Source organism: Kitasatospora sp. NPDC057738 (assembly GCF_042798815.1).
Taxonomy (GTDB): domain Bacteria; phylum Actinomycetota; class Actinomycetes; order Streptomycetales; family Streptomycetaceae; genus Kitasatospora; species Kitasatospora lactacystinica.
The window spans coordinates 1,187-14,283 of record NZ_JBHVJT010000062.1 but is presented as its reverse complement, the minus strand read 5'-3'; the positions used below and the strand labels follow the sequence as shown (position 1 = coordinate 14,283).

Annotated in this window: 9 protein-coding genes; 4 read left to right on the top strand and 5 right to left on the bottom strand. The window is 74.8% G+C overall.

The genetic code is table 11. The features are described 5' to 3' along the window. The first annotated feature begins 40 nt into the window (after nucleotides 1-40). Together ACFVGO_RS28590 and ACFVGO_RS28585 are read left to right on the top strand one after the other, a co-directional pair. Nucleotides 41-1,030: an ArsR/SmtB family transcription factor gene (locus tag ACFVGO_RS28590; protein ID WP_380353109.1), complete on the top strand. Its 990-nt coding sequence runs from the start codon at nucleotides 41-43 to the stop codon at nucleotides 1,028-1,030. A gap of 209 nt (nucleotides 1,031-1,239) precedes the next feature. Beyond that, nucleotides 1,240-3,543, top strand: a complete 2,304-nt coding sequence (locus ACFVGO_RS28585) for a glycosyl hydrolase family 18 protein (RefSeq protein ID WP_380634902.1) — start codon at nucleotides 1,240-1,242, stop codon at nucleotides 3,541-3,543. A 213-nt stretch (nucleotides 3,544-3,756) separates the two neighbouring features. Here the strand turns inward: ACFVGO_RS28585 and ACFVGO_RS28580 are convergent, their stop codons facing one another. Further along, nucleotides 3,757-5,013 carry a geranylgeranyl reductase family protein gene (locus ACFVGO_RS28580; protein ID WP_380634900.1) on the bottom strand — a complete coding sequence of 419 codons (1,257 nt, stop codon included), beginning with the start codon at nucleotides 5,011-5,013 and terminating at the stop codon, nucleotides 3,757-3,759. Nucleotides 5,014-5,189: 176 nt separating this feature from the next. On the opposite strand from ACFVGO_RS28580, the gene ACFVGO_RS28575 reads away from it, so the two are divergent. Beyond that, nucleotides 5,190-6,554, top strand: a complete 1,365-nt coding sequence (locus ACFVGO_RS28575) for a dipeptidase (RefSeq protein WP_380634898.1) — start codon at nucleotides 5,190-5,192, stop codon at nucleotides 6,552-6,554. On the opposite strand, the gene ACFVGO_RS28570 is transcribed toward ACFVGO_RS28575, so the two are convergent. Together ACFVGO_RS28570 and ACFVGO_RS28565 are read right to left on the bottom strand one after the other, a co-directional pair. After that, nucleotides 6,530-7,426 (bottom strand): DUF4184 family protein, encoded by an 897-nt coding sequence (locus ACFVGO_RS28570; protein WP_380634896.1) that lies wholly within the window; start codon nucleotides 7,424-7,426, stop codon nucleotides 6,530-6,532. The two genes, ACFVGO_RS28575 and ACFVGO_RS28570, sit on opposite strands and share 25 nt — an antisense overlap. A gap of 241 nt (nucleotides 7,427-7,667) precedes the next feature. After that, nucleotides 7,668-8,735: an NUDIX domain-containing protein gene (locus ACFVGO_RS28565; RefSeq protein WP_359915233.1), complete on the bottom strand. Its 1,068-nt coding sequence runs from the start codon at nucleotides 8,733-8,735 to the stop codon at nucleotides 7,668-7,670. A gap of 443 nt (nucleotides 8,736-9,178) precedes the next feature. On the opposite strand from ACFVGO_RS28565, the gene ACFVGO_RS28560 reads away from it, so the two are divergent. Further along, entirely contained in the window at nucleotides 9,179-10,204 is a 1,026-nt protein-coding gene (locus ACFVGO_RS28560) for a PfkB family carbohydrate kinase (protein ID WP_380634894.1), read from the top strand. Here ACFVGO_RS28560 and ACFVGO_RS28555 read toward each other — a convergent pair. Continuing rightward, nucleotides 10,188-11,054 (bottom strand): C40 family peptidase, encoded by an 867-nt coding sequence (locus ACFVGO_RS28555; RefSeq protein ID WP_359915237.1) that lies wholly within the window; start codon nucleotides 11,052-11,054, stop codon nucleotides 10,188-10,190. The two genes, ACFVGO_RS28560 and ACFVGO_RS28555, sit on opposite strands and share 17 nt — an antisense overlap. A 299-nt stretch (nucleotides 11,055-11,353) precedes the next feature. After that, entirely contained in the window at nucleotides 11,354-12,775 is a 1,422-nt protein-coding gene (locus tag ACFVGO_RS28550) for an AMP-binding protein (RefSeq protein WP_359915239.1), read from the bottom strand. Nucleotides 12,776-13,097: the final 322 nt, after the last annotated feature.

The following is a 13,097-nucleotide window of genomic DNA, read 5'->3' as shown; positions in this document are numbered from 1 at the left end:
GGACTGCCTGCCCCGGCCGATCCCCGCAGAAGGATGCCCCGTGCACCGGTTCACGCTCCGCCTGGCCGACCTCGCCACCACCTGGTTCGCCGTCTCCCCGATCCACGAGGCGGCGCTCAGCCTGCGGATGTGGACCCACCCGGGCGTCTACCACCTCCAGACCAGGGCCTTCGAGCAGCTCAGGCCCGCCTTCGAACGGCTGGACTCCCGTCTTCTGCTCTCGCTCGTCGCCGAGAACCGCTTCGTCCCCGACTTCCTGACGCCGCGCCCCACCTCCCCCTCGCCCGAGTTCCGCTCCGAGATCGCGACCGTCCGGGCGTTCCCGCCGGAGCAGTTGCGCGCCGAACTGGAGCAGACGTTCCTCTCGCACGGCCAACCGCTGCCCGCCGCACTCGCCGCCGGACTCGCCCGCCCGGAACGGCTGTTGGCGCGGATCGCCGACACGCTGGAGGAGTACTGGGAGGTGTGCCTCGCCCCCTCCTGGTGGCCGCAGGCCCGCGCCGTTCTGGAGGCCGACCTGGTCTACCGCGCCCGGCTGCTCGCCCAACACGGCGCGGCGGCCCTCTTCGCCGACCTGGACCACCGGCTCCACTGGGAGAACGGCGTCCTGTCGATCAGCCGGAACTGGACGGACGGGGACGTGGAGACACCTGTGGACGGGCGCGGCCTGGTGCTCTGTCCGACCTTCTTCGTCCGCGGCGCGATCACGATGATCAGCAATGACCGTGCGCCGCAGATCAGTTACCCGGCACGCGGACAGGCCGGGCTGGCCGGCCGGGGCACGCCGGTGCCGCCGCAGGCCGTGGCGGCGCTGGTCGGCGCGCCGAAGGCTCGGCTGCTCGCGCTGCTCGCCGAGCCCGCCTCCACGACCGACCTCGCCTTCCGGCTCGGCGTCACCCCGGGCGCGGTCAGCCAGCACCTTTCCGTCCTCGCCGCCACCGGCCTGGTCACCCGGGCGCGGCACGGCCGCTCGGTGCTGTACCGGCGCAGCCCGCTCGGGGACGAGCTGACGGGGGCGGGGGCGAACTGACGGAGGCGGGACCGAACTGACGGAGGCTGGGGCGAAGCCGGGGACGGGAAGCCCATCAGTGGTACAGACCTGTTGACGCATTGGTCCAGTCCTCCTACAGTTCCCATGCCTTCGCCTCCCCACGGCACAGGCATCGATCGCACACGGATCAATGGATCAACCCAGGTTCTACGTCACCCTGTTCAACCCCCACAGCCACAGGGAGAACCATGTCCGCTCGATCCCGGGCCGGGCGCCCGCGCGTGCGCAGCAGACTGCTGGCACTGCTCTCCGTCCTGCTCCTTCCCCTCGCCGCGCTCACCGCGCTGGCCGCCCCGGCGAACGCCGCCGGAAAGCTCACCGCCACCTTCACCACCGCCGACAACGGCTCCTGGTGGCAGGGCACCTACATCGTCCACAACGACAACGCCACCGCGGTGAGCGGCTGGACCCTGGAGTTCGACCTCCCGGCCGGCGTCACCATCGGCAACAGCTACAACGGCACCGCCACCGTCAACGGCCGGCACGTCACCGCCACGGCGGCGTTCTACAACTCCACCGTCAACGCCCACGGCACCACCGAGCCGTACAGCTTCTGGTTCGTGGGCAACGGGCCGGTCTCCACCCCGCTCAACTGCCGCATCAACGGCGACAAGTGCGACGGCTCCGCGGACGTCCCGCCGTCCGCGCCGGGCACCCCGACGGTGACCGAGTCCACCGCGCACACGCTCGCGCTGAGCTGGCCGACCGCCACCGGCGGGGACTTCCCGGTCGTCGGCTACGACGTGCTGAGCGGCGGCACCGTGCTCGCCTCCGGCCCGTCCACCGGCGTCCTGGTCACCGGCCTCACCCCGGCCACCTCGTACACCCTGACCGTCCGGGCCAAGGACAGCCGCGGCAACACCGGCCCGCTCAGTCCGTCCGTCACCGCGTCCACCTTCGATCCGTCCACCGACACCTCGCCGCCCACCGCACCGACCAACCTCCGGGCGACGGCGGTCAGTTCGACGGACGTGAAGCTCGCCTGGAACGCCGCCACCGACAACGTCCGGGTCGCCGCGTACGACGTCTACCAGGGCAGCACCCTGGCGGCCACGGTCACCGGCAGCACGCTCGGCGCGACCGTCGGCAGCCTGTCGCCGTCCACCGCCTACACCTTCACCGTGAAGGCCCGGGACCCCGCCGACAACGCCTCACCCGCGTCCGCCCCGCTCTCCGTGACCACCTCGGACCTGGTCGGTGCCGGAAAGTACGCCCGGGTCGGCTACTTCGTCCAGTGGGGCATCTACGGCCGCCAGTACTTCGTCAAGAACCTGGACACCTCGGGCGCCGCCGCCAAGCTCGACGTCATCAACTACGCCTTCGAGAACATCGATCCGGTCAACCTGACCTGCATGGCGGGCGTCACCAAGGGCACCAGCGGCAACCCGGAGGACCCGGACCAGGGCACCGGCGCCGGTGACGCCGACGCGGACTACGGCCGGGCGATGAGCGCCGACCAGTCGGTGGACGGCGTGGCCGACGACGGCTGGGGCAAACTCCGCGGCAACTTCAACCAGTTGAAGAAGCTCAAGGCCAAGTACCCGAACCTGAAGGTGGTCGTCTCGCTCGGCGGCTGGACCTACTCCAAGTACTTCTCCGACGCCGCCGCCACCGACGCGTCCCGGCAGAAGTTCGTCAAGTCCTGCATCGACACCTGGATCAAGGGCAACCTGCCGGCCTACAACGGCGCCGGCGGCGACGGCGTGGCCGCCGGCATCTTCGACGGCATCGACCTCGACTGGGAGTGGCCCGGCTCCGGCGACGGCCACCCGGGCAACCACTGGAGCGCCAACGACAAGGGCAACCTGACCCTGCTGCTGGCCGAATTCCGCAAGCAGCTGGACGCGTTGGGCGGCTCGCACAAGCTGCTCACCGCCTTCACCCCGGCCGACCCGGCGAAGGTCGCCGCCGGCTGGGACCTCTCGAAGATCTTCGGCTCGCTGGACATCGCCAACGTCCAGGGCTACGACTTCCACGGCTCGGGCAGCGACAACTCCTGGGAGCCGAACCGCACCGGCCACGCCTCCAACCTCTACCAGGACCCGAACGACCCGTACACCACCCACTTCAGCGTGGACACGGCCGTCCAGACGTACCTGAACGCCGGGGTCAACCCGCGCAAGCTGACCATCGGCTTCCCGTTCTACGGGCGCGGCTGGCAGAGCGTCGCGGACGGCGGCGCGAACGGCGCCTGGCAGTCGGCGAACGGCGCCGCACCGGGCCAGTTCTCCGACGAGGCCGGTACCCGCGGGTACAACAACCTGATCACCAGCCTCTCCGGCCTCAAGGTCTACCACGACCCCAAGTCCGTCGCGACGTACGGCTACACGGGCGCCGGCGGCCAGTGGTGGACCTTCGACGACGCGTGGTCGATCGCGCAGAAGACCGCCTACCTCAAGTCGAAGAACCTGCTCGGCGGCATGATCTGGGAGATGTCCGGCGACACCCCGTCCGGCACCCTGATGTCCGCGCTGGACACCGGCCTCAAGTAGTCCGCCCGAGGCCGCCCGGGCCCACGCACACGCCCGGCCCGCCCGGGCCCACGTACACGCCCGCCGCGACCCGGGCCCGCACAGCCCGCGCCGCAGGCAGGACGGGGCCGGGGGGTTCCCCCCCCACCGAGAGAGAGGACAGCCCCACTCCGCCCCGCACCGGGGAGGAGCACCGGCCCCGCGTCACGACGGCCGCGCTACCGAGCTACCGAGCTACCGCGAGGCCATCGCCGTCAGCCGCCGCGCGGCCCGGTACTGCCGCAGCACCTGGGAGAAGGAGGTGTGCCCCTGGGTGGTCCGGGCGAAGGCCCGCCAGGCCGCCGGCACCAGGCAGACCGCCGCGTGGAACAGGTACGGCCGCCGCTCGAAGGCGCCCAGCAGCTGCTTGCCCGCGCGCATCTCCACGCCCAGCCCGGCCTTGACCGCGAACGCGTAGTTCAGCGCCTCGCGCCGCACCGCCGCCGCGTCGCCCGACTCGGCGACCTTCACCGCCCACTCGCCGGCCAGCCGGCCCGAGCGCAGCGCGTAGGAGATGCCCTCGCGGGTCCACGGCTCCAGCAGTCCGGCCGCGTCCCCGGCGACCAGCACCCGGCCGCGGGAGAGCGGCGAGTCCTCGGCCCGGCAGCGGGTCAGGTGCCCGGACTCGACCTGGGGGGTGAACCCGGACAGGCCCAGCCGGCGGATGTAGTCGGCGAGGTACTGCTTGGTCCGCTCGCCGTCGCCGCGCGCCGAGATGACGCCGACGGTCAGGCTGCTGGTCTCGGTCTTCGGGAACACCCAGCCGTAACTGCCGGGCAGCGGGCCCCAGTCGAGGTGGATCCGGCCCGCCCAGTCGGCGGCGACCTGCGCCGGCACCGGGATCTCCGCCTCCAGGCCGAGGTCGATCTGGTCGAAGGTCACACCGACGTGCCGGCCGATCCGGCTCGCGCTGCCGTCCGCGCCCACCACCGCACGGGCCTCGAAGGTCCGCCCGTCGGCGGCCGTCACCAGCGCCGTCCGGTGCTCGCCGCCGCGCTGCTCGACGCCGGTGACGGTCACTCCGGTGACCAGCACCGCCCCGGCCTGCTTGGCCGCCTGCACCAGGCGCAGGTCGAACTCGTCACGGTTGACCAGGCCGAACAGCATCCGCTTGGACCGCCGCGTGCGGGTGTACCTGCCGTCGTAGGCGAAGGTGACGGCGTGCACCCGGTCCTGCAGCGGCAGCCGGAAGTCCGGCGGCAGGCTGTCCCGGGAGGGGCCGATGATGCCTCCGCCGCAGGTCTTGTACCGGGGGTGTTCGGCCTTGTCGAGCAGCAGCACCCGGCGGCCCTGGGCCGCGGCGGCGTGCGCGGCCGAGGAGCCCGCCGGTCCGGCGCCGACCACCACGACGTCCCAGACGCCGTCCAGCGGCGCGGCCGCGTCGTCGGTCGGACCGTTCTCGGCCGGGCTGTCGAGCGGGCTGCGGGAATCGGAGCTTCCGGAGTCAGTCACGTCGAGCAATCCTATGCGTCCGGCCCCGCCCGGCGAGCGCGCCGCCCCCGCACCGGCGCCACCCGCTCACCCCGCACCCTCGGAACTCCCCGTTCCGCCCGCCTATGATCGGCACTACCGCAAACCACCTCCTCCGCCCGCTCCACCCCAGGGCGGACCGTCTCCTCGGAGCCCCGATGTCACAGCCCCTGGCCGACGCCGTCCGGTCCCTGATGGACCGTGCCCGCACCGACCTCGCCGAGCTGGTCGCCTTCCCCTCGGTCGCCGATCCGCGCCAGTTCCCGGTCGAGGAGTGCGAGAAGGCCGCGCACTGGGTCGCCGAGGCCTTCGCCGCCGAGGGCCTGACCGGCATCCGGCTGCTGGACACCCCGGACGGCACCCAGTCCGTCTACGGCGAGCTGCCCGGCCCCGAGGGTGCGCCGACCGTCCTGCTCTACTCCCACTACGACGTGCAGCCCCCGCTGGACGAGGACGCCTGGCTCAGCCCCGCCTTCGAGCTGACCGAGCGCGACGGCCGCTGGTACGGGCGCGGCGCCGCCGACTGCAAGGGCAACATCCTGATGCACCTGACCGCCCTGCGGGCGCTGCGTCAGGTCCACGGCGACGCCTACCCGGTCGGCCTGAAGATCATCGTCGAGGGCTCCGAGGAGCAGGGCACCGGCGGCCTGGAGCGCTACGCCGAGGCCCACCCCGAGCTGCTCACCGCCGACGCCATCGTCATCGGCGACACCGGCAACTTCGCCCCCGGCCTGCCCACCGTGACCGCCTCGCTGCGCGGCATGACGGTCGTCGAGGCCACGGTCACCACGCTGGCCGGCAACCTGCACTCCGGTGCCTTCGGCGGCGCCGCCCCGGACGCCCTCCAGTCCCTGGTCCGGATACTGGCCTCGCTGCACGACGAGAACGGCGACGTCGCGGTGGCCGGCCTGACCGCCGACCAGACCTGGTCCGGCGTGCAGTACCCGGAGGAGCAGTTCCGCGCCGACGCCAAGGTGCTCGACGGCGTCGCCCTGACCGGCACCGGCACCATCGCGGACCGCCTCTGGGCCCGCCCGGCCGTCACCGTCCTCGGCATCGACGCCCCGCCGGTGATCGGCGCCACCTCCTCCGTCCAGGCCACCGCCAAGGCCCTGATCAGCCTGCGCGTCGCGCCGGGCTCGGACCCGCACGCCGCCCAGGACGCGCTGGTCGCCCACCTGGAGGCGCAGGTCCCGCTCGGCGCCCGGCTCACCGTCGAGCGCCAGGGCAACGGCGCGCCGTTCCGCGCCTACACCGGCGGCCCGGCGTACGAGGCGATGGGCGAGGCGATGGCCGAGGCCTTCGGCACCCCGATGGTCACCTCCGGCGAGGGCGGCTCGATCCCGCTCTGCAACACCCTGCGCTCGCTCTACCCGCAGGCCGAGATCGTGCTGATCGGCGTCGAGGAGCCGACCACCCAGATCCACGCGGTCAACGAGAGCGTCGACCCGCAGGAGCTGGAGCGGATGGCCCTCACCGAGGCGCTGTTCCTCCGCCGCTACGCCGAACTGCGCTCCGTCTGACGGACCTTCGGGGCGTCGCCACGGGAAGCCCGCCCGACGGCGTCCGGCCGTCCGCCGCGCAGTCGGCGGGCGGCCGCCAGCACCGCCGCGTACCCGACCGCGCCCGCCGCGAGCCCGGCCCCGGCGCCGAAGCAGACCTCCGGCACCAGGTTCCGCCGCAGTGGGCTCAGCCGGTGCACCACCCCGGCGGCCGTCGCCGCGCCCAGCAGCGCGACGGCCGCGCGCCGGGTCCGGGGCGCGAGCCGCACGGCCGGCCGCACCGGCTCCACGGCCCGCACCGCACGCACCGCCCAGCCGCCCAGCGCCGCCAGGGCGAGCGCCGAACTGCCGTACTGCACCACCTCGTACAGCGGGACCCCGGCCACCGGCCGGTCCAGTACGGGCAGCAGCCGCACCCCCAGCCGGCCCCCGTGGGTGAACGCGTCCCAGCCGACGTGGGTGGCCGCGCCGATCGCCGCCGAGGCCGCGAACCACGCCGCGCCACCGACCGCCCCGACGCCTGCGGGGCCCCGGGTGTCCCCTGAGTCCCGGGTGTCCCCGGGGTCCCGGGCGTCCGCAGCCCGGCGGGCGGTCAGCGCCTCGGCGCCGCCCGCCCAGCGCTCGGGCAGCAGCGCCACCACCGGCCCGCGCAGCAGCCCGTGCCAGCCGGCCACCAGTGCGCCGGCGACCGCCACGTCCAGCGTCGGCACCGCCCACCAGCGGTGCGTCAGCCCGCCGTGGGCGTACACCCCGGGCAGCAGGGACTCGGCGAAGAACGGCACGTCCGGCGCCATCGACCCGGCGACGAGCGCCGAGGCCACCAGGGGCCCGCGCGCGCCGGCGGCACGCAGCAGGGGCAGGACGGCGGCGGGATGGCTCAGCGTGAACGGCATGCCCCCATCCTCCCGCCCGCCACCGCGGCACGGCGCACCGGAGGTGCACCGGACGGGGTTCCGCGGGCCACCCCGCCGGCCTCCCGCCCCGCCCGCCGCCCCGCGCCGACGGATCCCGCCGCGCCCCGACGCCCCTGCCCCGCCCCGACCGGCCGCGCCCACCGGCCGTAGCGCCCCGACCGGCCCCGCCGACAGACCGGCCGTGCCCACCGGCCGCAGCGCCGCGTCCGCCGTACCGGCCCTACGCCGCGTCCGCCGTGCTCGCCAGCCCGACGGCCACCCGGCTCCCCGCCTCCAGGTACCGCAGCTCGCCGCTCCGCCGCGCGTCCAGCGCGGCCGCCAGCCGCCGGTAGCGCCCCGGCGGCAGCAGCTCGCCGGCCTCGTCCAGGGTGACGAACCGCCAGCTGCGCAGCTCCTCCTGCTGGAGCAGCAGGTGCTGCCGGCCCTCCTCGTCCAGCAGGCCGCCGTCGTACATCAGCCGCAGGCCGCCGCGGCGGGGGCCGGTGCGCGGTTCCCAGTCGACGGCGAGCAGGCGCAGCGTGGACGGGTCCAGGCGCAGGCCCAGTTCCTCGGCGGTCTCGCGCAGGGCGGCGTCGGTGGGGGCCTCGCCGCGCTCGACCACGCCGCCGGGGAAGTCCCAGTCGGGCTTGTAGACCGGGTCGACCAGCAGCACGCGGTCCTGTTCGTCGAAGAACAGCACGGCGGAGGCCACGGTGTCCCCGGTCGGGTCCGGGGTCTGGACGATCGGGCAGCGGGCGGCGCCGACCCGGACCAGCTCGGCGATCCGGTGCGCGGTCTCCCGGGGGGAGAGCTCGCTGGTGTCGATCATCCGGGCGTCCCCGACCAGCCAGCGGCGGGCGGCGCGGTAGTGGGGCAGGTGTTCGAGGCACCAGCTGCGGACCCGCTCGCTGCCCTGCGGATCGCCCGGGCACTCCTCGCGGTGGGCTATGCGGTCGCGCAGGATCGTTTCTTCAGGGTCCAGCACGAAGTGGTGCACCGTGATCCCGTGCGAGGCCAGATCGCCGAAGATCTCGTCCCGGTAGTCCTCCCTGAGCAGGGTCATCGGGACCACCAGCGGGCCCCCGACCTCACCGAGCAGCGCCGCCGCCGTCTCGGGCACCAGCCGGCGCCAGGCCGCCAGGTCCTGGAAGTCGGACACCGTCGCCAACCGGTCGGCCGGGAGCATCCGGCGCAGGCCGAAGCCCACCAGCTCGGGATCGAAGAGCACGCTCCCGGGCAGCAGTTCCACCAGCTCTCGGCAGGCGCTCGTCTTGCCCGCCCCGAATGTGCCATTGACCCAGACGATCACAACGTCCCCTGCCCTCGACTTCCCCCGATGCCGTTCGCACCGGGCAGCGCCCCCGTCGGTCGAACCAGCGCCACCCGTGGTGGTACCCGCGCCATGCCGCTCCCCATACCTCCCCGGCGCGCCCGCCCCCACGCCCCGGTCTGCCCCGTGACAGCGGCATGTGCCCAGGTCAGGAGCCCATGGACGGAAATATGCAGACCGGTCTACATCAAAATTGCACCCCTTCACCACGGCGGGAGCACAGGGCGCCCGATGGGTCGACCTGCCGCGCGCGCCCCGCTTGTACGCTCCGCACACCCCCACCCGTGCACCCTCGCGCTCCCGCGTGCACGCCCCGTGCCCGCTCTGTGCTCACGCCGTGCCCGCCCCGCGTTCGCCCCCGCGTTCGCCCGTGACCGCCCGCCTCCTTGCGCCACCCGCGCCCCGCCGCGTACAGAGGAACGATGAAGCTGCTTCCCGCCGGTCGGGTCGTCGTCATCGGCTCGGTCAACACCGACCGCATCCTCCGCTGCCCCGTGCTCCCCTCTCCCGGCGAGACCGTCCTCGCCACCGGCGCCGCCCGGGGCTTCGGCGGCAAGGGGGCCAACCAGGCGGTGGCCGCGGCCCGGTTGGGGGCGGCGACGCACCTGGTCGCCAAGGTCGGGCGGGACACCGAGGGCGAAGCGGCGCTCGCCGATCTGCGGGGCGCGCAGGTCGAGACGAGCGCCGTACTCACCCACCCGGGCGCGCCCACCGGTCAGGCGATCGTCATGGTCGACCCGTCCGGCGAGAACAGCATCGTCGTGGTGCCCGGCGCCAATGCCCACCTCACCCCGGAGGAGGTCACCGCCGCGCTCACCCGCCTCCGCCTGCTCCCCGTCGACGTGGTCCTGACCAGCAACGAGGTCCCCGCGGAGTGCATCCGGGCGGCCGCCGCCGCCCTCACCGCCGCGGGCCCCTCGGGCGGCACCCGCTGGCTGCACAACACCGCCCCGGCCGGGCCCCTGCCGGACGCCGGCCCCTCCGGACGCCGCCCGCTGGTCGTCGCGAACGCCGTCGAGGCCCGCCAGCTCACCGGCGCCGCCGACGTCTCCGAGGCCGCCCGGGTCCTGGCCGAACGCGCCGAGGGCGCCGTGGTCACCCTCGGCGGCGAGGGTGCGCTGGTCGCCGTGGCCGGAACGTCCGCCCGGCTGCCCGCCCCCGCCGTCCGGGTGGTCGACACCACCGGCGCCGGCGACGTCTTCTGCGGCGCCCTGGCCGCCGCGCTCGCCCGCGGCGCCGCGCTGTCCGAGGCGGCCGCCACCGCCGTCGCCGCCGGGGCCTTCGCGGTCACCGGCCTCGGCGCCCGCGGCGCCCTGCCCCGCCCGACGGACCTCCGACCACGCGTCGGCGAGCACCGGGCCCCGCCCGCGCAGCGCCCGTCGGGGGCACCGGGCGGACCCGGCACCCCCGACGGGCGGGCGTCCGGCCCCGCTACGGGCGCCCCATGAACGCCGGGTAGTAGCCGCTGCTGATCCCCGAGACCCGGACGTTGGTCCCGGGCCGCGCGGCCTCGACGTACCTGTTGTCGCCCAGGTAGATCGCCACGTGCTGGATGCCCCGGGCGGTCCCGTCCGGCGCCCAGAACAGCAGGTCACCGCGGCGCAACTGGCTCGCCCCGATCGGCGTGGTCGCCGCGTACTGGTCGTTGGCCACGCGCGGCAGGTCGATCCCGCCGCGCCGGAAGGACTGCTGCACCAGGCCCGAGCAGTCGTAGCCGTCCGGCCCGTTGCCGGCCGTGCGGAACGGTACGCCCAGCTGGGCGAGGGCGAACTGCACGGCGGTCTCGACGTCCCGGTCCTCCGCGACCGAGTCGTCGTAGTGGCCCGAGCCCGCGGAGTCCGACGAGGAACCGCCGCCGGTGCGGTCCAGGTAGATGTCGTAGTGCGAGGTCCAACGCCACTCGCCCTTGCTGTTGCGGAACCAGTAGCGGGAGCCGTCCCAGCCCTGCCGGATCCCGCCGGAGCCGCTCGTGGCCTTCGCGGCGGACGCGGAGCCACCCCCGGTGCGGGCCGCGTACACGCTGTAGTGCGAGGTCCAGCGCCACTGCCCCTGGCTGTTCTTGAACCAGTACCTGGAGCCGTCCCACCCGGCGTGCGCCGGGGCGGGCTCGGCGGCCGCGGGACCGGCGCCGAGGCCGAGGCCGATCACGCCCGCCCCGGTCGCGACCACGGCCACCATGGCTATCCCCCGACGGAGTCGCGCGGTGCGGGACGGACGGGAGGTACGGACGGTGGCGGCGGGCTGCTGCCCGGTCGGTTCGCCGGCGGCCGCCGGCGCTCCGGTGTTGACGGTGGTCATCGTGCTGACTTCCTTCACTGCTGCGGATCGCTGCGGACTGCAGCGGATTGCTGTGACCGGCCAGGACTGGCCGTGCTTGTCGGCAGGGTCCCCGCCCGACACGCCGCGGTTTCCGGTCCAGTGACCGGAAGCCTCGGCGTGTCGTCCGGGGATTCGGTTCTGCCTGCGTGTCACGTTAGGCACGCGTCCGCTCACTGCGCGCAGTGGAGTGCGCCAATGGAAGGGTCACCGGTGGTGAGCACCGACGGCGCATCAGGGTGAACGGCCGTCATCCGAGGGGGCGTCCGGCGTCCCCCTCGTCAGCGGCCGCCGGCCTCCGCCAGCAGCTGCTTCTTCAGCACCTTTCCCAGCGCGTTCCTGGGCAGTTCGGGCACCAGGACGACCCGGCGCGGCCGCTTGTGCACCGAGAGCCGCTCCGCCACGAAGGCCGTCAGCTGGTCCCCCGTCACGGCGCCGTCCGGAATGACGTACGCGACGATCGCCTGTCCGAGGTCCTCGTCCGGCACGCCGACCACCGCCGCGTCGGCGACCGCCGGGTGGTCGCGCAGCGCGGCCTCCACCTCGCCGGCGCCGATCCGGTAGCCACCGCTCTTGATCAGGTCCACCGAGGCGCGGCCGACGATCCGGTGGAAGCCGTCCGCCCCGATCACCGCGACGTCACCGGTGCGGAACCAGCCGTCCGCCGTCCACGCCTCGGCGTCCGCGTCCGGCCGGTTGAGGTAACCGCTGAACAGCGTCGGGCCGCTGACCTGGAGTTCGCCGACGGTCTCCCCGTCGCGGGGCACCGGCGCGCCGTCCTCACCGACCAGCCGGGTGCGGACCCCGTCCACCGGCAGCCCGACGCTGCCGGGGCGCCGCTCGCCGTCCGCCCGGGTGCTGACGGTGATCAGCGACTCGGTCATCCCGTACCGCTCGATCGGGGCGTGCCCGGTGAGCGCCGCCAGCTTCTCGAACACCGGGACGGGCAGCGGCGCGCTGCCGGAGACCAGCAGCCGGGCCGCGGCGAGCCGGGCCGCCGCGTCCGGATCCGCCGCCACCCGGGACCAGACGGTGGGCACGCCGAAGTACAGGCTGCCGCCGGCCGCCGCGTACCCCGCCGGGGTGGGCCGCCCGGTGTGCACCAGGCCGCTTCCGGTGCGCAGGGCGCCGAGCACGCCGAGCAGGAGCCCGTGCACGTGGAACAGCGGCAGGCCGTGCACGAGGGTGTCCTCGGCGGTCCACTGCCAGGCGTCGGCGAGGGCGTCCAGGTCGGCGGCGATCGCCTCGCGCCGGATCACCGCGCCCTTGGGCGCGCCGGTGGTGCCCGAGGTGTAGAGCACGAAGCCGGTCGACGCGGCGTCCGGCTCGGCGTAGGTGGTGGCGGAGCGCTGCTCGGGGTCGACCGGCAGCCCCGCCACCGAGGTGTCCTGCGGCAGCGTCTCCCCGACGGCGTGCGCGAGCAGCGCCGCGCCGGAGTCCCGCAGGATGTGCTCGCGCTCCTTGGGGCCCGAGTCGGGCGGCAGCGGCACCACCGGGACGCCCGCCAGCAGGCCGCCGACCACGGCGGTGACGGTCTCGACGGTGGGCCGGGCGAGCACCGCGAGCGCCGGGGCGCCGGCCACCCGGTCGGCGACGGCGGTCGCCGCGCCCAGCAGGTCCTCCCGGGAGAGTGCCCGGCCGTCGATCCGCAGCGCCTCCGCCCCGTCGCCGAAACCGCCCTGAAGTGCCGTCAGCAGTGCCATGCCACCGTCCTCGCCTCGTCCCACGCCACCGCGCCGCGCCCGTGCGCCACGCGCTCCACCCGCGCGTCCGCCTCCGCGTCACGCGCCGGCGCCGACTCTACGGGCCGCCGCCCCGCGCGCCGCGTTCCGGGGACGACGGGCGGGGCCGGCGCTCAGGCGCCGAGGGGGCTGGGCCGAGGGGCGGCGGGCGGGGCGGACGGCGTGCCGGGGGGCTGCCGGAGAACGACGGAGAACGACGGAGGGCGTGGCACCGAGTGGTACTCGGTGTCCCACCCCCCCATGCCATTCGGGGAGCAAGAACTGTAGGGTCTCTACCCCGTAG